General features: G+C 72.6%; 18 protein-coding genes and 1 pseudogene. 6 read left to right on the top strand and 13 right to left on the bottom strand.

Annotated elements, in window-relative coordinates; all coding sequences use genetic code 11:
* The 5 genes and pseudogenes from ACF1AG_RS24625 to ACF1AG_RS24605 all read right to left on the bottom strand — a co-directional run.
* Nucleotides 1-243 (bottom strand): annotated as a pseudogene (locus ACF1AG_RS24625) (hypothetical protein); the annotation flags it as partial.
* A 170-nt stretch (nt 244-413) separates the two neighbouring features.
* Complete coding sequence (locus tag ACF1AG_RS24620; RefSeq protein ID WP_391810402.1) at nt 414-860, bottom strand: SRPBCC family protein; 447 nt, start codon at nt 858-860, stop codon at nt 414-416.
* Nucleotides 861-1,139: 279 nt separating this feature from the next.
* Nucleotides 1,140-1,811, bottom strand: a complete 672-nt coding sequence (locus tag ACF1AG_RS24615; protein WP_391810401.1) for an enoyl-CoA hydratase-related protein — start codon at nt 1,809-1,811, stop codon at nt 1,140-1,142.
* Nucleotides 1,812-1,919: 108 nt separating this feature from the next.
* Complete coding sequence (locus ACF1AG_RS24610; RefSeq protein ID WP_359601059.1) at nt 1,920-2,273, bottom strand: hypothetical protein; 354 nt, start codon at nt 2,271-2,273, stop codon at nt 1,920-1,922.
* Nucleotides 2,274-2,428: 155 nt separating this feature from the next.
* Nucleotides 2,429-3,121, bottom strand: coding sequence for a DUF4352 domain-containing protein (locus tag ACF1AG_RS24605; RefSeq protein WP_391810400.1), 693 nt, complete (start codon nt 3,119-3,121; stop codon nt 2,429-2,431).
* 128 nt (nt 3,122-3,249) lie between these two features.
* On the opposite strand from ACF1AG_RS24605, the gene ACF1AG_RS24600 reads away from it, so the two are divergent.
* The 3 genes from ACF1AG_RS24600 (at nt 3,250) to ACF1AG_RS24590 (ending at nt 5,518) form a co-directional block, all read left to right on the top strand.
* Complete coding sequence (locus ACF1AG_RS24600; protein ID WP_359752611.1) at nt 3,250-3,936, top strand: nucleotidyl transferase AbiEii/AbiGii toxin family protein; 687 nt, start codon at nt 3,250-3,252, stop codon at nt 3,934-3,936.
* Between the two features lie 95 nt (nt 3,937-4,031).
* Complete coding sequence (locus ACF1AG_RS24595; RefSeq protein ID WP_359601056.1) at nt 4,032-4,541, top strand: glutathione peroxidase; 510 nt, start codon at nt 4,032-4,034, stop codon at nt 4,539-4,541.
* Between the two features lie 86 nt (nt 4,542-4,627).
* Nucleotides 4,628-5,518: a MerR family transcriptional regulator gene (locus tag ACF1AG_RS24590; protein ID WP_359601055.1), complete on the top strand. Its 891-nt coding sequence runs from the start codon at nt 4,628-4,630 to the stop codon at nt 5,516-5,518.
* 198 nt (nt 5,519-5,716) lie between these two features.
* Here ACF1AG_RS24590 and ACF1AG_RS24585 read toward each other — a convergent pair whose 3' ends face one another.
* From ACF1AG_RS24585 to ACF1AG_RS24575, 3 genes are all read right to left on the bottom strand, one after another.
* Nucleotides 5,717-5,905, bottom strand: coding sequence for a DUF397 domain-containing protein (locus ACF1AG_RS24585; RefSeq protein ID WP_189364954.1), 189 nt, complete (start codon nt 5,903-5,905; stop codon nt 5,717-5,719).
* 225 nt (nt 5,906-6,130) lie between these two features.
* A complete protein-coding gene (locus ACF1AG_RS24580; RefSeq protein WP_359601054.1) occupies nt 6,131-6,988 on the bottom strand; it encodes a helix-turn-helix transcriptional regulator in 858 nt (285 codons plus the stop codon).
* Nucleotides 6,989-7,316: 328 nt separating this feature from the next.
* Complete coding sequence (locus tag ACF1AG_RS24575) at nt 7,317-8,069, bottom strand: GPP34 family phosphoprotein (protein ID WP_359601053.1); 753 nt, start codon at nt 8,067-8,069, stop codon at nt 7,317-7,319.
* 238 nt (nt 8,070-8,307) lie between these two features.
* Between ACF1AG_RS24575 and ACF1AG_RS24570 the strand changes: the two genes are divergently transcribed.
* The 3 genes from ACF1AG_RS24570 to ACF1AG_RS24560 all read left to right on the top strand — a co-directional run bounded on the left by ACF1AG_RS24570 (nt 8,308) and on the right by ACF1AG_RS24560 (nt 14,939).
* The gene (locus ACF1AG_RS24570; protein ID WP_391810399.1) at nt 8,308-11,064 is read left to right on the top strand and encodes a D-alanyl-D-alanine carboxypeptidase; all 2,757 of its coding nucleotides are present in this window, start codon (nt 8,308-8,310) and stop codon (nt 11,062-11,064) included.
* Nucleotides 11,065-11,198: 134 nt separating this feature from the next.
* The gene (locus ACF1AG_RS24565; protein ID WP_391810398.1) at nt 11,199-13,142 is read left to right on the top strand and encodes an MFS transporter; all 1,944 of its coding nucleotides are present in this window, start codon (nt 11,199-11,201) and stop codon (nt 13,140-13,142) included.
* 240 nt (nt 13,143-13,382) lie between these two features.
* Nucleotides 13,383-14,939, top strand: a complete 1,557-nt coding sequence (locus tag ACF1AG_RS24560) for a sodium:solute symporter family protein (protein WP_391810397.1) — start codon at nt 13,383-13,385, stop codon at nt 14,937-14,939.
* Between the two features lie 145 nt (nt 14,940-15,084).
* Here ACF1AG_RS24560 and ACF1AG_RS24555 read toward each other — a convergent pair whose 3' ends face one another.
* From ACF1AG_RS24555 to ACF1AG_RS24535, 5 genes are all read right to left on the bottom strand, one after another.
* Entirely contained in the window at nt 15,085-16,203 is a 1,119-nt protein-coding gene (locus ACF1AG_RS24555) for an ADP-ribosylglycohydrolase family protein (protein ID WP_391810396.1), read from the bottom strand.
* A gap of 134 nt (nt 16,204-16,337) precedes the next feature.
* The gene (locus ACF1AG_RS24550; RefSeq protein ID WP_391810405.1) at nt 16,338-18,785 is read right to left on the bottom strand and encodes a tetratricopeptide repeat protein; all 2,448 of its coding nucleotides are present in this window, start codon (nt 18,783-18,785) and stop codon (nt 16,338-16,340) included.
* Nucleotides 18,786-19,004: 219 nt separating this feature from the next.
* Complete coding sequence (locus ACF1AG_RS24545; RefSeq protein WP_359605597.1) at nt 19,005-19,574, bottom strand: hypothetical protein; 570 nt, start codon at nt 19,572-19,574, stop codon at nt 19,005-19,007.
* 69 nt (nt 19,575-19,643) lie between these two features.
* Nucleotides 19,644-22,232 (bottom strand): bifunctional FO biosynthesis protein CofGH, encoded by a 2,589-nt coding sequence (locus ACF1AG_RS24540; RefSeq protein WP_391810395.1) that lies wholly within the window; start codon nt 22,230-22,232, stop codon nt 19,644-19,646.
* Between the two features lie 24 nt (nt 22,233-22,256).
* Nucleotides 22,257-23,117: a TIGR03619 family F420-dependent LLM class oxidoreductase gene (locus ACF1AG_RS24535; protein ID WP_391810394.1), complete on the bottom strand. Its 861-nt coding sequence runs from the start codon at nt 23,115-23,117 to the stop codon at nt 22,257-22,259.
* Nucleotides 23,118-23,276 lie beyond the last annotated feature (159 nt).

Genomic DNA, 23,276 nt, shown 5'->3' with positions numbered 1-23,276 from the left:
CTGCGTCTCGCGCCCGGCCGCGTCCCGGGTGAGCACCGTCAGTCCGGTGGCTCCCGTGTCCCGTACCGCGTCCGCGTCCCGCTGCAGCCGCGACCGCGCGTCCCCGCCGCCGGCGCCCATGGCCTCGGCCGTGGTGCCCGGCGCCAGAAGCGACGCGGCCCCGATCGCGGCGACCCCGGCCACGGCCAGCCCCGCACGCCACCGTCCGGACCGGCCCCACAACGCACTCTTCGTGATTCCCATGCACCGGAACGCTACGGAGGGCCGGCGCCGCGGACCATCCAGCTGGCTACCCGGACGGGGGTGGTGCTGGCCCCCTACCACCTGGGCGAGGCCCCAGAGGTGACCCGCCGGGGTTGCCAAGGCGCTCCGCGTGAGCAGTGGACGGCCGTCCGGCGTCTCCGTGGGACGCGTCAAACGGCCGCGGTGTGCTCGCGCACGGCGATCCGTGCGAGCTTCGTCAGCATCATGCCGTTGCGGACCCTGACGAAGTAGTCGACGGGGAGCCCGTGCATCCGGGTGCCCGGACCCCGGAGGGGGTGCCAGTCGAGCGTGAAGAGGGTGTGCTCGCCCCAGGGCGTCAACTTCATGGCGATGCGAGCTGCTCCGAACGGCCCGGCCTTCGCCTCCAGTTGCAGGCGACGCCCCGGTTCGGAGACGCGGACGACGCAGGTGTCGTCGAGAGCCAGGGGGCCGGCGCCGACGCGGACTCTCAGGCGGGCGCCCACGTCCGGCCAGTGCGGGTCCACCGCGAGGATCTGCTGCGTTCCGGTCACCCATTCCCCGTACCGGTGGCCGTCGGACAGCAGGCGCCAGACTTCGGGCGGCGAGCTATGGATCAGACTACGGTTCCGGGCCACGGTCACGCTCCTGGGAGATGGGCAGCACGAAGGCGGGAACCCGCCCCCCTCCACGGCTGGACGGGGGTGCGGCGTAACGGGTCCGCCTTACCGGCCGCCCCACGTGCTCGACGTCCAGCTTCCGACGCATCGTGCCGCGTGCCCAGTCCGAGAGATCCAGGCGGGTGAGTGGGCAGCACGGCTCGCTGCCCCGGGTGCCCGTCGACAGCCTTCCGCGGAACATCTCTGAGGGACGAGGCCCTCCTCGGGCCCGATGACGTGCCGTGCCTTGCCGTGCCGTCAGCCCATCGGGTTCGTCGTGTCCCTCAGGGTCGTCAAGACCTCCGTGTACAGGCGGGACTTGATGGTGCCGAGCGTGTTGCCGGCCTTGCCGGACAGGGACTCGGCCAGGGCGACAGCCGTGGCGCGGACCTCCGCCTCCGACACCGCCCGGTCCACGATCGACGCGGCCGCCGCGTCGACACCGCCGTACCGCCGTGCCGTCGTCATCGCCTCGTGGGCCGTCTGCGGGGTCAGGCGGGCGCGGATGAGGGCGGACATCCCGGGGGTGAACGGGATGTCGATGTCCGCCTCCGGGAGGCACCAGTAGCCGCGGTCGGCGCGCATCACGCGGAAGTCGTGGGCCAGCGACAGCATCGCCCCGGCAGCGAACGTGTGGCCCTGGAGCGCGGCCACCGTCATCAACGGCAGCGACAGCATCCGTGCGAACAGCCGGTGCACCGAGACCACGTAGTCCTGGTAGTGGTCCGCGTTGGCGAACAGCCATTCCAGGTCCAGGCCGTTGGACCAGAACTTGCCCGTCGCCGCCGTCACCAGGGCGCGCGGGCCCTCCGCCTTCTCCACCTCGTCGAGCGCGGCCCCGACCGCGGCGATCCACTCGGGGTGGAAGCGGTTCTCGCCGTCTCCCAGGTCGAGGACGAAGACGTTCTCGTGGCGGTCCAGCGTGGGCATGGCGGCGCTCCGTTCACCTGTGGCCTACTGATCGGTAACTTAAGGGGCCGGTGCGGGGAACGCAAGACACCGCCGGGCGCCCGCGTGCGTACGGAGCACCCGGTTACGTCAGGAGTAGCTGAAGTCGCCCACCGTCCAGGCGCTGACGTCCTCGATCGCCACCCGGTACATGCCGCCCGTCTCCGGGACGCCGACCGTCCCCTGGATGATCCGGGCCACGTGGAAGTGGAGGTGGGTGGGAGGGCCGTCCCGCTTCACCGGGGCGTCGAAGACGGAGGCGAACTCGGCGAGCTGGTCCGAGTCCATCAGCACCTCCATCACCCTCTTCCGCCACACGGATTCGGGAGCCAGCCGGCCGGTGATGACGGCACCACCGGTGACCACGGTCAGAGACATCTGGCTGCTCTGCCCGGATTCCACGCGGGCGGCGATGTCTACGATCAGCTCGTCGGGCTTCACCATGGCCCGAATTCTATGCGGGGCGCTCTCCGGCGCGCCGCCCGCTGTCCGGGACACGACCACGGCACCCCTCTGACCTGCCCGGACAGGGTGACGGTCGCCCGGGGCAGGCCGCCCTCCCCCGGACCAGTGCATCGCGGCGTGCCCGGGCCGACGCCTCAGGACACGTCCACGCGCACCGGGTCGCCCAGCAGGCCGTCGGTGTAGGTCACGTACCTCGGGGTGAAGGTGCCCTTGCCGGTGACGGTGCCGGAGATGTTCTCGCCGGGGGCGAGGTCCACCGTGTCGATCTGCTCCTCGTCCACACCCAGTTCGACCGTGTGCTTGGTGCCGTCGGTGTCGGTGATCGTGAAGTACAGCGGGTTCACGCTCACCTCGTCGTCGCCGTCGTTGACGACGGCGACCCGCACGCTGGTGTAGTCGCTGCCGTCGGCCAGGATGCTCTTGCTGAACTCGGCGCGCTCCGCGGTGACTTTCACCGGGCCGCCGCCCTGCTGGGCCTCCTTCTTCTGCGGATTCCCACTCTTCTCCTTCGCCCCGGCCGAGGCGCTGACGGAGGAGTCGGCCGCCGTGTTCCCGTCGTCGCCGGAGTCGCCGCCGCTCGCCGACAGCGCGGCGATCACGACGACGAGGCCGAGGGCGCCCGCGCAGCCGAGGCCCGCGAACTTCAGAGGACGGCGCTTCTTCGCGGGCGGCGGGGGCGGGCTGCCCGGGAAGCCGGACCCCGGAGGCTGCGGATACGGCTGCTGCCCGCCCGGGTAGGGCTGCTGGTTCGCATGGGGCGGCTGGTTCGCATGGGGCGGCTGGTTCGCGTGGGGCGGCTGCTGGTTCGGGTCGTTCGGCTGGGTCACGGTGCTGCGTCCCTCCGGGTCGTTGCAGTTCGTGCGCGTAGGTGACCTGCGAGGAATGCGTACCGTTGCCCTGTACCGTGCGGATTCACCCGATCGTGGTGGAGCGTCCCTGCCGTGATAATCGGGGCATGACCTCACCTCCCCTCGGCGTGGACGCCGTGCACGAGCGGCTGGCGGGCGATCTGCTCGCCGTCGGGGCGCCGTACGGCCTGGTGCTGGCCGGCGGAGAGGCCGTGCGGGCGCACGGGCTGGTGGACGCCCGGGTGAGCGAGGGGGTGGATCTGGCCACCGAGCATCCCGCGGACATGGCGGAGATCGCCGGGGCCGTGCGGGCGGGGCTGGAGGACCGCGGGTGGCCCGTCGAGGCGCCGGTGGCCGATCCGCTGGCGGCGCGGCTGGTCGTCGGGGACGAGGAGACCGGGGCGCGGTGGCGGGTCGACCTCCGCAAGGAGGTGCTGTGGCGGCCGCCGGCGACGACCGCGGCCGGGCCGGCGCTGTCGCTGGAGGACCTGGTCGGAACGCGGGTGCGGGCCCTGGCCGACCGAGGGCTGCCGCGTGACCTGGTGGACGTGCACGCGGCCGCGGACCGGTGGAGTCCGGCCGAGCTGGAGGAACTGGGGCGCCGGCACGCGCCCGACACCTTCGACCTGGCCGAGCTGCAGTCCCGGCTGACCGGCACGGAGTGGCTCGACGACCGCGGGTTCCGTGCGCAGGGGCTGGACGCGCCGGAGATCGAGGAGCTGCGGCGCTGGGCACTGGCCTGGGCGGACGACCTCGCCGAGCGGCTGATGGAGGGCGGGGACCCCGAGGAGTAGCCCTCCGGGGTGGACCGGCGCGCGCGGTCGGGGAACGGTGGATTCCCGTCAGGGCGGCCCGCCGGGAGCCGGCGGCCGGGGCTAGGGTCGGCCCCATGACGACTACCGAGAACAACAGCGCCGCGCCGCTCGCCGTCGAGATCGGCGCCCTCACCGGCGGTCCGGCCGACCTGTCCCAGTACGCGGGCCGTGCCGTGCTCGTCGTGAACGTGGCCTCCAAGTGCGGTCTCACCCCGCAGTACGAGGGTCTGGAACGACTGCACGAGCGGTACGCGGAGCGCGGCTTCACCGTGCTCGGCGTGCCCTGCAACCAGTTCCTCGGGCAGGAGCCGGGCTCCGCGGAGGAGATCGCGGAGTTCTGCTCGGCGACGTACGGGGTGACGTTCCCGATGACCGAGAAGGCCGAGGTGAACGGGGACGGCCGCCACCCGCTGTACGAGCGGCTGGTGGGCTTCGCCGACGCCGAGGGGCACAGCGGTGACGTCCGCTGGAACTTCGAGAAGTTCCTCGTCGGCCGGGACGGCGCGGTCGTGGCCCGCTTCTCCCCTCAGACGGAACCGGAGTCGGCGGAGGTCGTGGCGGCCGTGGAGAAGGCTCTGGGCTGACCCCCGGCCCGCTCGTCGGCCTCACGGTTGACCTTGCCCTTGGGTCAAGGGCGAGGGTCTGCGTCACCGGGCGGAGGGACCGCCCGGTGACGGAGAATGTCGACGTGGACGAGGAACTGCTCTCCATCGGGGCGTTCGCGGCCCGCAGCCGCCTGTCGGCGAAGGCCCTGCGCCTGTACGACCGGCTGGGGCTGCTGGCGCCGGCACGGGTCGACGCGGACACCGGCTACCGGTACTACCGGGCGGGCCAGGTCGAACAGGCCCGGCTGGTGGCGTTGTTGCGGCAGCTGGACATGCCGCTGGCGCGGATCGCCGACGTGGTGGACGCGGGCGACGGGGCGGCGCGGGCGCGCCGGCTGGACGCGTACTGGGCCGACGTCGAGGCGCGTCACGCCTCGCAGCGGACGCTCGCCGACTATCTCCGTGGACGGTTGTCGGGGAGGAGCCTCGAGATGTACGGGAAGTTCACGGTGGAGACGGTGGACGTGCCGGAGCAGGTGGTGATCACCGAGTCGCGGCACATACTGGCGGACGAGCTGCCCGCCTGGATCGGCGCGTCGCTGGGACGGCTGGAGGAGGGCGCCCGCGCCTGCGGCGGAGTGACCGGGGCGCCGTTCGTCGTCTACCACTCCGAGGTGTCGGTGGAGAGCGACGGGCCGGCGGAGGCGTGCGTGCCGGTCGCCGACGAGGCGGCGGCCCGCGCCTGGGCGGCGGAACGGGGCCGGGCCCGGGGGACGACGGTGCGGGTCGAGCCGGCGATGCGGCTGGCCCGCACCCGGATCACCAAGGCGCAGGTCGCGCACCCGCAGATCCTGGCCGCGTTCGAGGCGGTGGAGGCGTGGATGCGGGAGCAGGGGCTGACGTACGCCGGCCCGTGCCGTGAGATCTACTTCGCGGACTGGGACGCGGCAGGTCCGGAGGACCCGGTGTGCGACGTCGCCTTCCCGGTCGCGGCGGCGAAGGCGACCGCGGACTGACGACGGACCGGGCTACGGGCCGAGCGCCGGACGCGGCCATGTGCGGCCGGTCGCGGGTCACCGCGGCCGGTCTGCCGTCTCCCGGCGGGACAGGCCGGGGGCGCGCCGCGGGCGCGGGCCGGCCCTCTCGGCAAGGACGGCGGACTCGTCGAGAGGGCCTGTCGGTGGTGCTGCTGCCTGCGCCGGAGGGCGCCGGGGCTACTTGACCGAGGCCACGAAGGCGTTCCACGCGTCGGCCGGGAACGCCAGCTTCGGACCCTCTGGGACCTTGGTGTCCCCGAGCTCCAGCGCCTCCTCGGTGGTCGACCTGACCATCACGCACGCGCCGTTGTTGTTGGTGTAGGAGGACGTCGTCCACGTTTCCGTGGCGCCCAGACGAATTGCCATGTTCGCTCCGTAGCCAGATGCTGAGTTGCTGTCACCGGCCTGCGCATTCCGGCTTGGACCGCAGAACGGATTGCGCCAACCGTCGGTGCTGGTTGGCGTGATCGACGCTACTCGTCAGCCTCGGCGTCCGGAGGTGCCGTTCACTCGACCGGATGGCATATACCGAGCGGGACTTCCAGTCGCCCGTGTCGTCGGTGTACCATCCGCCGCTCCCGCAACGGGAGTTCAGCGTGCGTATTCCTTGGCGAGCCGCTCCACCAGCCGCCGCGACTGCTCCACGTTCAGCGACTGCGCCCTCAGGTGCTCGTACATCACCGTGTACTTCTGCACGTCGTGCGGCTTCTCCAGGTACAGGTCGCTGGTGACGCCCTCGATGTAGACCACGCTGGAGTCGGCCGCGTCGGCGAACTCCAGGATGGAGTACTGGCCGTTGATGCCCGCGTGCGCGCCGACCTCGAACGGCAGCACCTGCACGGTGATGTGCGGCAGCTGGCTCAGCTCCAGGACGTGCTCGAGCTGTTCGCGCATCACCGGGCGGCTGCCGACGACGCGGTGCAGCGCGGCCTCGTCGAGCACCACCCACAGGCGCAGCGGGTCCTGTTCGGCGGTGATCCGGCTCTGCCGGCGCAGCCGCACCTCCACCCGCTTGTCGTTCTCCTGCTCGCTGGACTCCGGCGAGCCGCCCTGCACGATCGCCTCGGCGTACGCGCGGGTCTGCAGCAGGCCGGTGATGATCTGCGGCTCGTACACCCGCAGCGACTCCGCGTCGGTCTCCAGGCCGATGTAGACGCTGTACGGGATGTCGCCGAACGCGTGCCACCAGCCCTGCTGCCGGGAGTCCTTGGCCATCTGCATCAGCGAGTCGACGATCCGCTGGTCCTCGACCTCGTAGACCCCGCACAGGTCGCGCACGTCGCGCTGGCTGATGCTGCGGCGGCCGTTCTCCAGCCGGCTGATCTTCGACTGCGACACCAGCAGCCGCTCCGCGACCTCCTCGGCCGTCATGCCCTTCAGCTCACGGAGCCGGCGCAGCTCCTGGCCGAGCCGGCGCCGCCGGACGGTGGGATTGACATTGGACGCCACGGGACGTGCACCTCCGGCTGCGTGCCTCGTACTTGCACTGTGGACCTGGATTTCGTACTGCCACTTTGTGTGTCTGCTCGATGACTCGACGACCCGTTGAGCAGACTGCCACCAACGTGCGTACTACCGCTGGGAAATGGTGGATATACGACCGGTACACGCCGGTTCACGGCCGTGCGGCCGCGCCTCGGCGTGCCCGCGGGCACGCCGAACGGGGCGGAGAGAGCCCGTGTGTTCTCTCCGCCCCGCTCGGACAGCGGCTCCCGTGACCGGGTCTGCGGTGCCGTGATCCGATGGTGTGCCCTGCCGAGCCCGGGGGACGTACGGCTCAGTGGGCGGCGGCGCGTGCCATGGATCCGCGGTGTGGTTGCGCCGGAACGCCGCGGGCGGGCTCCGGTGCGCCCCTGCCGCCGGGGGCCTGCCGGCCCGCCGGTGCGGGGCTGCGCCGTGGCTGGGCCGCGGCGCCGTTCTGGACGTCCATCACCGCGTGCGCGACGAGTCCGCCCATGGGGTCGTGCCGGATCAGGTCCCGCAACCGGGAGCGCGAGGACCTGCCCTCGTTCCCCGGGTACAGGTGCTTGCCGAGGCCCACCGCGTGCGCCAGCGCGGCGAGCGCCGCGGTCCGCGGGTCCGGCGGCACGCCGGTGCGGATCGCGGAGTCCAGCCGGGCCCTGATCTCCCGGCTGATCTCGGTGTCCGTCGCCTGGTAGCGAGTTGTCGGCAAGACCCCGCACATCTGGCCGGCCACGGCATGCACCATGCCGCACCGCTCCAGATGCGAGAGGTAGGTCTGGCGGAGCCCGAGACGCGGCCCGCCGATCCAGTGGACCGCCCGCACCGGGGCGCCACGCCTTCGCAGCAACTCCAGTGCACAGTCCAGTGTTGGGTCTCCAGTCGGCCGTGGCACCACCACGGCGATACGATCCCCGTCTGGGGCTATCCGTCCGGCCAGCGCCAGCTCCACTAGCTGCGCTCCGGCCAGACCGAGGTCGAGCGACTGCGGCTGTGCGGTGGTACCCGTGGTCGGGTCCAGCGCCAGCAGCAGAAGCTCCTCCGGAAGTGTTCTGCGGCTCCTGCCCATCCATGCCTCCCCGCGTGGATGAATGACAGGGTGACCCCTCTCACATTGGTCTGTCGAGAGCACGTGACCGGTTCGTAGTGGAACCGGTAGGTATGTCGTTCTCGTCTACCGCGTGGGGTAAGCCCGCACACAGGACACTGGTACATGGTTCGGACAGCGCTTCGGAGCGATGTCACGGGCGGGCGGTTCACGGTTCGGTTGGCGCACGCGGGGCGTGCGGCACATGGAGGAGGCATCGGTGGCGGGCGAGTCCCCCGACAGGTCGAAGCAGCGCGAGTCGTCGGCAGAACAGACGTCGGGGAGCGCCGGGCCGGTTCCCGAGAAGCAGGATCCCCGCCTTGCGGTCGCCCGTGGGGCGGGCGACGCGGCGGGTGGTAAGAAGGCCGACACGGCCACGCGGGTGCTGTCGGTGCGGGAGGTCTCGGCTTCCGCTGCCGAGGACGCCGACCCCGATGCCGCCGATGGCGCCGATGCCGCCGAGAGGCGTGGTGAGGGCGCTGGGGGCGGTGACGGGCGCCTGCGGGAGGCCGTCGCGGCGTGGGTGCGGTCGGCCGAGCCGAAGCCCGAGGACGCCTCGGAAGGCTCCTCGGACGCCTCCGGCGTCGACGGGGACGAGGAGGTCGTCGAGCCCGGCGCGAGCGGCGGTGGCACCCGCGAGGGCGGCACCGCCGGTGAGGACGCGGGTCCGTCCGGTGACTCGACCGAGGACGCAGCCCCGTCCGTCGACGACGCCCCGTCCGACGAGGCCGCCACCGCCGCGGACGGCGGGTCTGGCGACGCCCCTGAGACGGATGCGGCGAAGGGCGAGACCTCCGAGGACGAGGACGCTGAGCGTGCGGCCCCCGAGGACGCGACCGCCGAGGGTGCGGCCCCCGAGGGCGAGGACACCGACGGTGCGGCCCCCGAGGGCGTGGACGCCGAGAACGAAGCCGGCGAGGGCGAGGGGGCTGCGGACAAGACCGACCCGCCCAAGGCTGCCGCCGGCGTGACTGCCGCGCCCACGGGCGACCGCGACGCCGGTGCCGGCGAGGCAGGCGTGGCCGGGGAACGCACCGGCGCCGACGACGGCGAGGCCGACGCCGAGGACACCGGCAAGGACGACGACGCCAAGGCCGACGCCGGGACCGACGGTGGCGAGGCCGCCGCCGAGGCCGACGGCGGCAAGCGCGACGAGAGCGGCGCAGACACCAAGACCCCCGACGGCAAGGGCACCGGCAAGACCGTCGGCGGCACCGTAGCCGCGGCCAAGGGCGGCGACGCCGAAGGCGGCAAGGCCACCGCCCAGGACGGCGACGGCACGGGCGACAACAAGACCACCGCCGGTGGCACCAAGAGCACCGGCAACACCGCCCCCGGCACCGCAGCCGCAGCCAAGGACGGCGACGAGGACGGCGACGGCAAGACCCCCGGCGCCGAAGGCGCCGACGAGGCCGCCGGCCCCGGCGCCCCCGTCGATCAGCCCACCGCCGTGTTCCGGGCGCCCCGGCCCTCCGCGCCGGCCGTCGATCAGCCGACCACCATGCTCAAGCTGGGCGATGCGGCCGCCCGCACGGACGCCCGTGCCGCCGAGGCCGAGCGGAGCAGCAAGTTCGTCGCGCTGAAGCCCGACCCCGCCATAGGGCGGGCCCCGCGTCAGGGCGGTCCCGCCCCGGCCGAGTCGACGACGTTCCTGCCGCAGGTGGGCCCGGAGCGGACGACGCAGCAGCCGTTGCCGCCGAAGCCGCCGCTGGACCTGCTGGCCGAGCTGACCAACACCCCGCCGCCCCCGCAGACCCCGCTGCGGACGGCCGTGCGGCGGATCAAGATCTGGACGCCGCTGGTCCTCCTGCTGGTGATCGTCTTCGCGGTCGTGCAGAACTTCCGCCCGCTGCCGACGCCCACGCTGGTGCTGACCGCGCAGGACAGCTACACCTTCGAGGGCGGCAAGCCCCAGATCCCGTGGCCGGAGAACGGCCAGGCCGCGCTGGACGTCGAGGGCATCGGCACCTTCGGCTCCTCCGGCGAGCAGAAGCCCGTGCCGATCGCGAGTGTCGCCAAAGTGATGACCGCGTACGTGATCCTGCGTGACCACCCGCTGAAGAGCGGCGCCGATGGTCCGAAGATCGAGGTCGACAAGCTCGCCGAGGAGCAGTCGGACGCCGGGCAGGAGTCGACGGTCAACGTCACCGAGGGCGACGCGATCAGTGAGCGGGAGGCCGTCGAGGCGATCCTCATCGCGTCCGCGAACAACGTGGCGCGGCTGCTGGCCCGCTGGGACGCGGGGTCGGAGGAGGCGTTCGTCGAGAAGATGAACGAGGCCGCCGAGGGACTCGGGATGTCGGACACGACGTACACCGACCCGTCGGGTCTGAACGACACCACCGTGAGCACCGCCGTGGACCAGGTGAAGCTGGCCCGGGCCGCGATGCAGCAGCCCGTGTTCCGCGAGGTCGCCGCGATGATGGAGTACACCGACTACAAGGGCGACAAGCACGGCAACTGGAACCGCCTGGTCGGCCGGGACGACGTGGTCGGCATCAAGACCGGCACCACCACCTCCGCGCTCGGCAACCTGTCGTTCGCGGCGAAGAAGGACGTCGACGGCGAGGTGCACCGGATCGTCGGCGCGGTGCTGCGCCAGCCCGAGGGCGGCGAGGACAACACGATCCTGTCGGGCGCCCTGGACGCCGGGCACAAGCTGATCCTGGCCGGTCAGGACGCCCTGCGGGCGGAGACCATCCTGAAGAAGGGCGCCGTCGTGGGCTACGCCGACGACGGGCTCGGCGGTCGGACTCCGGTCGTCGTCACCGAGGACGTCAAGGCCGTCGGCTGGGCGGGGCTCGAGGTGAAGCTGACGTTCGCCGGTACGGAGCTGCCGCACACGGCCGAGGCCGGCACGGAGGTCGGCACGCTCACCGTGGGTGACGGCAGGAACGGCGCCGTCAAGGTGCCGGTCGCGCTGAAGGCGCACCTCGTGGAGCCCGGCTTCACGGACAAGCTGACCCGCGTCGCCTGATCCGGCGGCGGATCGACGACGGCCGCACCCCGCGGACCGCCGCCCACCCGGGCGGACGGTCCGCGGGGTGCGTGCTAGCGTCACGAAACGGGCAGGAAACGGGCGAGGAACGGGATCACGGGGAGTGCCGACAGGTGGCGACAGCGGAGCCGACACGCGCCGACGACGCGAACCCGGGCCCGGGTGCCGGCCCGCGAATACCCGCATCCGGTGCGGAGCGGTCCACCGAGGCCGCCGACCCTTCCTCCAAGAGCGTCCCGGAGGGCGCCTCGAAGACGCCGGACGGGGACGCCCGGCAGGGCGGCGCACCGGGGGGCGACACCCCTCAGGGTGACCCTCCGGGCCGGGCGATGGCCGCGGTCCTCGCCGTGCGCGCCCGCATGCTGCGCCACCCGGTGCTGTCCGTCACCGCGCTGTCCGGCCTGCTGCACGTCGCCTGGTTCTTCACCTTCGCGAACAGCGGCGGCGACCTGGCCGCACAGGACGCGTGGGCCGAGTTCGTGGGCCGGCACCCCGACTCCGCGTACAACCTCGCCTGGTACGGCGGGATGCACCCGGTGTCGTACAGCGTGGTGTCGCCGTACCTGATGGCGGTGCTCGGCGTGCGGACCACCATGATGATCGCCGGCACGGTGGCGGCGGGCCTGCTCACGCTGGTGCTGATGCGCAGCAGGTCCGTGCGCAACCCCCTGTGGGCGGCGCTGGCGGGCGTGTTCGCGCTGCTGTGCAACGCCGCCTCGGGCCGGGTGACGTACGGGCTGGGCACGATGTTCGCGCTCGGCGCCGTCGCGGTCGTCTTCTGCTGGCCGGACCGGTGGCGGTACAAGCGCTGGGCGAAGGCGCTGTGCGCGGCCCCGCTGGCGGCGCTCGCGACGATGGCCTCGCCGGTCGCCGGCCTGTTCGTGGGCCTGGTGGCGGTGGCGCTGTTCCTGCAGAAGCGCAGGCCGGGCGCCTGGGCCCTGGGGCTCGCGCCGAGCGCGGTGGTCGCGGTGTCGGCGTGGCTGTTCCCGTTCTCCGGCACGCAGCCGATGGGCTTCGGCTCGGTCGTGCTGCCGTTCGTGTACTCGGTGCTGGTCTACGCGTTGGTGCCGAAGGACTGGAGAACGGTCCGGATCACGGCCGCGGTGTACGGGCTCGGGGTGGTGCTGGTCTGGCTGATCAGCTCCCAGATCGGGTCGAACATGACGCGGCTCGCGATGCTGTTCGGCGGTGTGGTGCTGGTGGCGGCGCTGCCGTTCGCCGAGCCACGGTCCCGTAAGTGGTATGCGCTGGTCGTCGCCGTGATCGGCTTCAACGGCTGGATCGGCGTGAAGTCGGTCAACGACGTGGTGAACACGACGCCCGCCGCGTCCTGGGCGCGTGAGCTGGCGCCGCTGGTGAACGAGCTGCAGGAGGTCGGCGCCGAGCAGGGCCGGGTGGAGGTCGTCCCGGCCCGCTCGCACCGCGAGGCGTCCGCGCTGGCGCCGTACGTGAACCTGGCGCGCGGCTGGAACCGCCAGGCCGACATGAAGCGCAACCCGCTCTTCTACGACGACACCCTCAACGCGGCCAACTACCGTGAGTGGCTGAAGCGCTGGGGCGTGCACTACGTGGTGCTGCCGAAGGACGAGCCGGACGGCGACGGCGGCCAGCGCGAGCGGGAGCTGGTGCAGGGCGGGCTGCCGTACCTGAAGCAGGTCTGGGGCGACGCGAACTGGCAGCTTTTCGAGGTGCAGGCGCCGACCCCGCTGGCCGAGCCGAACACGGTCGTGGAGCGCGCCGAGCAGGGCGAGTGGACGCTGCGGGTGGAGAAGCCGGGCCGGATCCTGATCCGGGTGCCGTACTCGCCGTGGCTGGGCCTGGTCGACGCCGAGGGCAAGGCGCTGGACCCGCCGCAGGAGACGGAGGAGTCCGAGAACCGCCCCGAGGACGAGCCGAAGACGTACGAGAACGTGCACGGCTGTCTGATGGAGACGGAGGAGGACGCCAACGGCGACCAGTGGACGGTGCTGCTGGCGCCCGAGGCGGGGACGTACCGGCTGGCGGCCCCGTACAAGTGGGGTGAGCGGGGTACGCCGTGCCCCGAGGAGCTGCGCTGAGACAGGCCCCGGGGAGGGTTCCCCGGGGCTTCTTCATGTCGCGATCGAGTTCACACATATGAACGCTGGTCACCTTGACGAACGTTTTTACATGGTCTTGACCTGACGTTTTCTTGTCGTGCTCCCGCCACAGCGCCCACCATGAGCGGGCACTTCGCGTCCTTCCGTGTTCCTGCCCCGCTCAGGCGAAGTGCCAACCTGCTGAGCGGTGTTCACAAGGCGGACCCTGGAAGGGGGGACATGAACGGTCTCGACTGGGCAGTGCTCATCGGCTACTTCGCCGTGATGGTCGCCATCGGTATCTGGTCGCACAAGCGGGTGGACAACGTCAGCGACTTCTTCACCGCCGGCGGCAAGATGCCATGGTGGCTCTCCGGGATCTCCCACCACATGTCGGGCTACAGCGCGGTGATGTTCACCGGCTACGCCGGCATCGCCTACACCTACGGCGTCACCTCGTTCGTCACCTGGTCCTTCCCCATCGCCCTCGGCATCGCCATCGGCTCCCGGCTGTTCGCCCCGCGCATCAACAGGCTGCGCTCACGGCTCCACGTGGCCTCGCCGCTCGAGTACCTCAAGAACCGCTACGACCTGCGCACCCAGCAGGCGCTGGCCTGGTCCGGGATGCTGCTGAAGATCGTGGACGTGGGCGCGAAGTGGGCGGCCATCGCCACCCTGCTGTCGGTGTTCACCGGTGTCTCCCTGAACCAGGGCATCCTGATCACCGGCGCGGTCACCGCCGTCTACTGCACCATCGGCGGGCTGTGGGCGGACGCGCTGACCGAGCTCGGGCAGTTCGTCATCCAACTGCTGGCCGGGATCGCCATGTTCGTCGCGGTCGTGCTGGAGCTCGGGGACCACGGCGGCTTCTTCGGCGCCTGGGACCAGCCGGAGCTGAAGGGGCACGGGGAGCCGCTGGTCGGGCCGTACGGCACGGTGTTCCTGCTGGCGTTCCTCTTCATCAAGCTGTTCGAGTACAACGGCGGCATGCTCAACCAGGCCCAGCGGTACATGGCCACCCGCGACGCCCGTGAGGCGACGCGCTCCGCGCGGCTGTCGGCGGTGCTGTGGCTCGTCTGGCCGCTGGTGCTGTTCTTCCCGATGTGGATGTCGCCGCTGCTGGTCGAGTCGCAGAAGGCGGACGGGTCCGACTCCTACGCCCTGATGACCGAGCAGCTGCTGCCGCACGGGCTGCTGGGGCTGGTCATCGTCGGGTTCTTCTCCCACACGATGGCCATGTGCTCCTCGGACGCCAACGCGATCGCGGCCGTGTTCACGCGGGACGTGGCCCCGGTGCTGTCCGCCCGGGCGCGGGCGTGGGGCGAGCGGTCGGGTCTCGTCGCGGCGCGGGTCACCACGGTGGTGTTCCTGGGGCTGTCCATGGCCGTGGCCACGCAGGTCGACTCGCCGACGTTCAAGGACATCATCACGGTCGTCATCAAGTGGGTGGCCGGGCTGATGGGGCCGATCGCCATTCCGATGATGCTGGGGCTGCTGCGGCCCTTCCGGCGGTCCGGGCCCACGGCGGCGCTGGTCAGCTGGGGGTTGGGGCTGGTGGCGTTCTGGCTGGTGAACTATCCGATCCACTGGGCCGTGGAGGGTGGGGTGCCGTTGGAGTACCAGGTGTCCATCCCGCTGGCCGTTTCGCTGGTGCTGTATGTGGTGATCGGGTTCGTGAAGCCGGAGGACACGGAGGAGAGGGTGGCGATCATCGAGCGGGTCAACTCCGACGGGGACGGGGAGGGTGTCGCTCTTCCCGCGCCTGCGGGGGAGGCCGGGGTGCCTGTGAAGGACTGAGGGTTTCTTCGCCCCCTCCGCCCCTTCCCGTCCCGACCTTCGGGGGGCTTCGCCCCCCGGACCCCCCTTTGCGCAGTTCCCCGCGCCCCTGGGGGGGGGTGCAGTCCCGCGCCCCTGGGGGGTGCAGTCCCGCGGCCCTGGAAGGTCACGCGCCTCTCGGGTAGCGGGTCAGCCAGGCCGGGGATGCGGCTGCGGGGGTGTGGAGGGCCGGGCCCTGGGTCATCTCCATCGCGAAGTCGTCCGCCAGTTCCAGAACCGTGGGACGGCCCTCCAGTTCGGCCAGCCAGGCCGGCGGGAGGGCCGTCTCGCCGTGCAGAGCGCCCAGCAGGCCGCCGGTCAGCGCGCCGGCCGCCGCACTGGGGCCGCCGTGGTTCACGGCCAGGCACAGCCCCTGCCGTACGTCCTCCCCCACCAGCGCGCAGTACACGGCCGCGGACAGCAAACCCTCGGCGGTGGCGTTGCCGACCAGTTCCGTGACCCGCTCCGCGCCGGGCATCCCCTGCCGTACGGCGCCCAGGGCGCGCTGGAGGGCGTCCGTCACCGGCTGGTGGCCGGGCCGTACGGACAGCAGGGCGAGCGTGCGCTGCACCGCCGTGTCGAGGCTGTCGCCCCGGGCCAGCGCGTGCACCAGCACCGCGTACGCGCCCGCCGCGAGGTAGGCGACCGGATGGCCGTGGGTCTGCGCCGCGCACTCCACGGCGAGCTGCGCCACCAGTTGCGGGTCCCAGCCGACGAGCAGTCCGAACGGCGCCGAGCGGGCCGCCGCCTCAGGGCCGGCCTCGCCGGGGTTCTTGGGCGCGTCCGGCGTGCCCATCGTCGCGTCGCCCAGGCCGAGGAGCAGCGTGCGGGCCGGGTCGCGGCGGGCGTACAGCCACTCCTCCCGGGCCAGCCAGCCGTCCTCCTTGCGCCGCTCGTCCGGGCCCCAGTCGCGCTGCGTGGTGGCCCAGCGCAGGTACGCCCGGTGCAGGTCGGTCGGCGGGTGCCAGGCGCCGGTGTCGCGCCGCACCTGGGCACGGATCAGTCCGTCCACGGTGAAGAGGGTGAGCTGCGTGTGGTGCGTGACGGCACCGCGCCGGCCGTAGGCGGGGGCGAGGTCGGTCAGGCCCTCCGCACCGTGGGTCCGGCGGATCGTGTCGAGGTCCAGGGCGTCCACGGGCGCGCCCAGCGCGTCGCCGACGGCCGCCCCGAGCAGCGTGCCGCGCACCCGGCTGCGGAAGTCCTGCTGCTCACGGCGCCCCCACACGGGCCCGGCAGTACCAGCCACCAAGACCTCCCCGGGACCGTCCGTATGTACGACGCCCAGCACTGTAATCGAACGGGGACGGTGGGCCGCGAGGCCGGATCACCTTCCCGATCGCTATACGGAGTGTGACCCGAGCGGCCGGGAGTCGCCTGCTTTCACCCGACGCGGTCCCGTACGACCGCATCGCGCCGCTCGCGCGCCCAGGCGTAGGACGGGTTGAGCTCCAGCGCGCGGTCCAGGTCGGCGAGGGCCTCGTCGAGGTGGCCCAGACGGTGGTGGGCCACGCCCCGGCTCGCGTACGCCGACGCGTACCCGGGGTCGAGGGCGACGGCCCGGTCGTAGGCGTCGAGGGACTCCTGGTCGCGGTCGGCGGCGCGGAGGGCGTCCCCTCGCTCGCAGTGGGGCCAGGCGGAGTCGGGGTCGGCGGCGACGGCACGGTCCAGGGCGGCGAGGCGGCCCTCCGGGTCGCCCAGCTCCCGGGCCACCCGGGCACGGCGGACCAGCGCCCATGCGTAGTCGGGCTTGAGGTCCAGGGCTCGGTCGAGGGCGGTGCGGGCGCCCTCCGGGTGGCGGAGGGCGAGTCGGGTGGCGCCGAGGGAGGCCCAGGCGTAGGCGTCGGCGGGGTCGAGGGTGGTGGCGCGTTCCAGGTCGGCGGCGGCCTCCGCGTTGCGTCCGGCCGTACGCAGGTACTCGCCGCGCAGGGCGAGGGTGCGGGCGTCGTCCGGCGTGAGAACGAGAGCGTGACCCAGCTCGGTGACGGCGGCCGCACGGTCCTCCCGCGAGGCGTACGCGAGGGCCCGGTCGCGGTGGATGCGGGCGAGGAGGGGCGGGGGCATGGCGGCGGTCAGGCGAGTCACGCGGTACGCCGACCGACTCGAGTCGCGTTCCTCCGCGGTATACCAGTCGCCGACAGCACCTGCCGGGGCAGGGTCACGGCGTGAGCGGGCGTGCCGGCGGCGCATCCGCAGGCTGCCCGACGGGCCTGCCTCCGGCCGCCGTGGTCCGGACGGCGAGGAGTGTCCCGCCCACTCGAGCAGGGTGTCGAGAACCGCCTGCGTCCCGCCGGAGGCGAGCGCGTCCGACAGCATGCCGCCCCACCCGCTCACGCCCGGCACGAACACGTCCCGCCCCGCGTCCTCCAACATCCTGATCCACCGCACCGCAACCACGTCCCCCTGGTCGCAGGCCTCCACCAGATCCCGCAAGGTGTCGGAGACCGCCGCGGGGTCGTCGGAGCAAATGCGGTGGTACAGCTCCCCGAGCCGCAGCTCGCACCAGGTGTCGTCGAGCCACAGCGTGCCGGAGTCCCGGCCACTCTCCGTCTGCTCGCGCCAGCGGCGGAATGCTTGCGCCAACCTGGTGTGGCCGTCGTTCCAACCGCGTGGGGAGCGGCCGCGCTGGAGCCGCAGCATGGGGGCTCGGACGATGTCGTGGTAGCGGAGCCGGCCGCCGAGCCGGTCGGCGAACGGCAGGGTCTCCACCCAGGTGTAGAGCTCCTCGGCGCGGTCCCGGTCGCAGTCGGCGGCGACCGCGAAGACGTCCACGTCGAGCAACCGGGGCAGCGCTCCCGCGAGGGCGGCGAGCCGGCGGCCGGGGTCCTGCTCCCACTTCAGGAAGCGTTCGACGGCGGTGGCGCTCGGGTCGGTGACGTCCTCGGGCCCCGCGGGGCGGGTGCCGGCGATCGTGGACAGCAGCACGGGGAGGCCGCCGGTGAGGCGGAGGGCCTCGGCGACGACGGGTTCGGCGGTGACGCCCCGCTCGGCGAGCAGTCCGCGCGCCTCCGCCTCGGTGAAGGGACGGAGTGGCAGGGAGGTCATGAAGTCGGCGAACGTCCCCCAGCGGGCCGGGTCGGCGGGATGCTGTCCCGCGGTGACGACGACGACCGTGTCGGGCAGGGCGCCGTAGCGGTCGGTGGTGAGCAGGGCGTGCAGCCAGGCGTCGAGGAAGGGGCCGGTGCGCTCGTAGGTGTCGAGGAGGAGGACGATCCAGGGGACGTCGGAGGCGAGCGCGTCCAGTTCGTCCGCGAGGACGGGGGTGAGGACGCTCTCCGGGTCGAGGACCAGGCGGACGTCATCGTGGTTGCGGAAGCGGGCGGCGAGGACGGAGCGCAGCCGGTCGGCGCCGTGGGCGAGTTGCTCGGGGTCGAGGACGGCGGTGAACGGGGCGACGCCGGGGACGAGTCCGAGTCCGGCGAGTCCGGCGCGGGCGAGTGCCATGCCGCCCGCGGAGGGGGTGCCGTCCGGGGCGGGGTCGAGGGCGGCGAGGGCGGCGGCCTCCGCCTCGTACCGCCGCTCGTGGTGGGTCGCCACCAGCCGCTCGAGATCCTTCAGCCGATGTCCCTGTGCGCCGAACTGACGGCACACCGCTTCGAGCACCGCGGGGACGGAACCGGCGGTCTCGTCGACGTAGGCGGTCAACGCGCCCTGTTCACGGGCGAGATGCTCGAACTCCTTGACCAGCCTGGTCTTGCCGACGCCCGCGGTGCCGTGCACATGGAAGAGGAAACGGTGCCGCCCGTCGTCGGGTGAGGTGTCGAAGTTACCCCGGAACAAATCGCGTTCGGCACTGCGCGCGACCAGGCCGGCCTGCGTCCGCCGCCGCACCCGCTCCTGAAGAGAAACCCGCGCCCGCGCCACCCGCACGTCCCTTCCCCCGCGTCACGACGGCGCCATTCTGTCGCACCTCGGTCCGATCCGGCAGGGCCATGGCAGTCGACCGTTCACTCTGAGTGACCACTGACGTCGACTTCGGAATACGTTCCGAAGTGTCGTCGGGCTGTGTCCACACCAACGGTCGCCTTCCGGGGCCGGCAGGACGGTCGGCTACTGCACCACGTGGACCGTGGTCCCCGCCGTGCCGAAGGTCCACAGGGCCTTGCCGTCCTGTTTGGCGACGCGGATGCCGCCGGTCCGGGCGCCCGGGTCGGCGGGCGGGGGTGAGGAGCCGTCGACCGCGTTGGAGAAGGCGACGAAGACGCCGGACTTCTGGGCGAAGTACATGATGTGCTCCACCGGGACGCCGTCGCTGCCGGTGGTGGCCTCGGTGCGGGTGCCGATCGCGTAGGAGCCGGGGTCCGGGGCGACGGTGCCGGGCCACACCGGGAAGGAGCTGCGGGCGGCGTCGCTGGCGTCGACCAGCCAGACGCGCTTCTGGCCGAGGGAGTAGACGATGCGGCGGCCGGTGCCGGAGTCGGCCGGGACGGCCGGCGTCGCCGGCTTCTTCGACGGGGCGGCGGACGGCTTGGGGTCCGCCGTCGCCGTGGCCTTCGGCGGAGTGGTCGCGGCGACGGGCTTGGCGCCCTGGTCCGCCTGGACGCCCAGGACCGCCACCACGGCTATCGCCCCCGTGGTCAGCCCGGTCACCCAGGCCCACGAGGGAAGACGGGCAGACACCGGTACGCACTCCTCAGCTACCGAAAGCGGGTCGGATCATCCTACTGCCAGTCGGCAACGGGCCCGGCGTCAGTCGAGCACCGGGAGGAGCTCCGGCAGATGGCCGTCCGACGCCTCCGCCGCGCGCCGTCGCTCCTCGGGGACCTCGCCGTACAGGGTCGTGCGCGGCTTCGCCGGGCGGCCCGCCGCCTCCGCGACCTCGATGAGGTCCTTGACCGACTTGTAGGAACCGTAGGAGGAGCCCGCCATGCGGGAGATGGTCTCCTCCATCAGCGTCCCGCCCAGGTCGTTCGCGCCGGAGCGCAGCATCTCCGCCGCACCCTCCGCACCCAGTTTGACCCAGCTCGTCTGGATGTTGGGGATCCAGGGGTGGAGCAGCAGGCGGGCCATCGCCGTGACCGCGCGGTTGTCGCGGACCGTCGGACCCGGACGGGCGATGCCGGCCAGGTAGACGGGGGCGTTGGTGTGCACGAAGGGCAGCGTCACGAACTCGGTGAAGCCGCCGGTCCGCTGCTGGACGGAGGCCAGGGTGCGCAGGTGGCCGAGCCAGTGGCGGGGCTGGTCGACGTGGCCGTACATCATCGTGGACGAGGAGCGGATGCCCAGTTCGTGGGCGGTCTCGACGACCTCGATCCAGGTGGCCGCCGGCAGCTTGCCCTTGGTGAGGATCCAGCGGACCTCGTCGTCGAGGATCTCCGCCGCCGTGCCCGGGATGGTGTCCAGGCCCGCTTCCTTCGCCGCCGTCAGCCACTCCCGGACGGACAGGCCGGTGCGGGTCGCGCCGTTCACCACCTCCATCGGGGAGAAGGCGTGGACGTGCATGCCGGGGACGCGTTCCTTCACGGCCCGCGCGATGTCGAAGTAGGCGGTGCCGGGCAGGTCGGGGTGGATGCCGCCCTGCATGCACACCTCCACCGCGCCGACGTCCCACGCCTGGGCGGCACGGTCCGCGACCTGCTCCAGGGAGAGCGTGTAGGCGTCGGCGTCCGTGCGACGCTGGGCGAAGGCGCAGAAGCGGCAGCCGGTGTAGCAGACGTTGGTGAAGTTGATGTTGCGCGTGACGATGTACGTCACGTCGTCGCCGACGGCCGACTTCCGCACGTCGTCCGCGACCCGGCAGAGGGCGTCCAGGGCGGGCCCGTCGGCGTGCAGCAGGGCAAGCGCCTCGGCGTCCGTCAGCTTCGTCGGGTCGTCGGCGGCCGTGCGCAGCGCCTCGCGCACGTCGGTGTCGATCCGCTCGGGGACCATGCCGGGTGCGGCGGCCTCGCGCAGCGCGTCCCAGTCGCCGTACACCTCGTCGAAGTCCTCGCGCCGGTCTCCGGTACGGCCGTCGGTGTCGATGGTGCGGTGCAGGTCGGTGCGGCCGGTCGCGGTGAACGCCTCGTCCGGCTCCTGCCAGGGCAGCCCCTGCGGCAGCGCGTCCGGGCGGGCCAGCCCCGTCTCCGGGTCGGCGAGCGCGGCCACGTGCGGGCGCAGCCTCGGGTCCAGCCAGGGCTCGCCGCGCCGGACGAACTCCGGGTAGACGCAGAGGCGTTCGCGCAGTTCGAAGCCGGCCGCGCGGGACTGCTCGGCCAGTTCCTCGATCTGCGGCCAGGGCCGCTCCGGGTTGACGTGGTCGATGGTGAGCGGGGAGACCCCGCCCCAGTCGTCGATGCCGGCCGCGATCAGCCGCCCGTACTCGGAGTCGACCAGGTTCGGCGGGGCCTGGAGGCAGGCGGTGGGGCCGAGCACCAGGCGGGCGACGGCGACCGTGGCGACCAGTTCGTCCAGCTCCGCGTCGGGCATGCCGCGCATCGCGGTGTCCGGCTTGGCGCGGAAGTTCTGGATGATCAGTTCCTGGATGCCGTGGTGGGCGCGGGACACCTTCCGCAGGGCGAAGAGGGACTCCGCGCGTTCCTCGTAGGTCTCGCCGATGCCGATGAGGATGCCGGAGGTGAAGGGCACGGAGGAGCGGCCGGCGTCCTCCAGGACCCGCAGCCGCACGGCCGGTTCCTTGTCGGGGGAGCCGTGGTGGGGGCCGCCGGGCTCGGACCACAGGCGGGTCGCCGTGGTCTCCAGCATCATGCCCATGGACGGCGCGACCGGCTTGAGGCGCTGGAAGTCGGTCCAGGACAGGACGCCAGGGTTGAGGTGCGGGAGGAGGCCGGTCTCCTCCAGGATGCGGATGGAGATGGCGCGGACGTAGGCGATCGTGTCGTCGTAGCCGTGCGCGTCGAGCCATTCGCGGGCCTCGGGCCAGCGGTCCTCGGGCTTGTCGCCGAGGGTGATGAGCGCTTCCTTGCAGCCGAGCGCGGCGCCCTTGCGCGCGATGTCCAGCACCTCGTCCGGCGACATGAACATCCCGTGCCCGGCCCGGCGCAGCTTGCCGGGCACGGTGACGAACGTGCAGTAGTGGCACTTGTCCCGGCACAGCCGCGTCAGCGGGACGAACACGCTCTTGGAGTACGTGATGACGCCTGGCCGCCCCGCCGCGTCCAGGCCCGCGTCGCGGACCCGGGCGGCCGAGGCGGAGAGGTCCGTCAGCTGCTCACCGCGGGCCTGGAGCAGGACCGCGGCCTCGGAGACGTCCAGGGAGACGCCGTCGCGGGCGCGCCTGAGCGCGCGGCGCAGGGAGTTCTCGGTCGGGCCGCCGGTTCCGGACGTCGCGGAAGTCGTCATTCTTTGAGCATACGTTCGGCGTGATCAGGAGCCCTGCCCGTCCACGAACGGCTGGAGCGCGTCCAGCGCACGGAGCACGTCCGCCTCCCCCGCCGGTGGCAGCTGCGCCACGACCTCCTCGACGCCCAGCCCGGCGATGTGCTCCAGCTTGCCCGCGCTGGGACGGACCGCGTACGGCACGACCTGGAGGGCGGCCGGGTCGCGGCCGGCGTCGGCCCAGGCGGCGCGCAGCGCGGGCAGCGCCTCGGTCAGTCCGCGCCCGCCGATCGGCAGCCAGCCGTCGGCGTAGGCGCAGATGTCGGCGAACAGCTTCGGTCCGGCCGCCCCGCCGACCAGCGTGCGCGGGCCGGTCACCGGGCCGCGCGGCTTCTGCACCGGCTTGGGGTACGCGGTGCTCGCCCGGACGCTCGCGAACTCGCCGTCGTAGGGCGTCGGTTCGTCCGCCCACAGGGCGCGCATGAGGCCCATCCGGTCGCGGACCAGCGCCCGGCGGGTGCGCCACTGCACGCCGTGGTCGGCGGCTTCCTCCACGTTCCACCCGAAGCCGAGCCCCAGCGTGAACCGGCCGCGGGAGAGGTGGTCCAGGGTCGCGATCTGCTTGGCCAGGTCGATCGGGTCGTGCTGCGCGGCGAGGGTGATGCCGGTGCCGAGCCCGAGCCTGTCGGTGACCGCCGCGGCCTGCCCGAGCGCCACGAAGGGGTCCAGGGTGCGGCCGTACTCGCGGGGCAGCTCGCCGCCCGCCGGGTAGGGGGTGGTGCGCTCGACGGGGATGTGCGTGTGCTCCGGCAGGTAGAGCCCGGCGAAGCCTCGCTGTTCCAGCTCCCGGGCCAGTCGGACCGGGGTGATCGTCTCGTCGGTGAGGAAGATCGTGACGGCGATGCGCATGGGCGGCCTTTCGTACGCGGACGACGCCCCATGCATACCCGTCCTCCCTCCCCCTGTCCATACCGACCGGTCGGCATCGTGCCGGACCCGACCACGGACCGGGCGCGAGATCTGCCGATTCCCTTCCCTTCCACGGCAGTTCACTGCTCAATACAAAGG

The sequence above is a fragment of the Streptomyces sp. NPDC014764 genome (genome assembly GCF_043082785.1).
GTDB lineage: Bacteria > Actinomycetota > Actinomycetes > Streptomycetales > Streptomycetaceae > Streptomyces > Streptomyces althioticus.
This window is presented reverse-complemented; position numbering and strand designations above follow the sequence as displayed.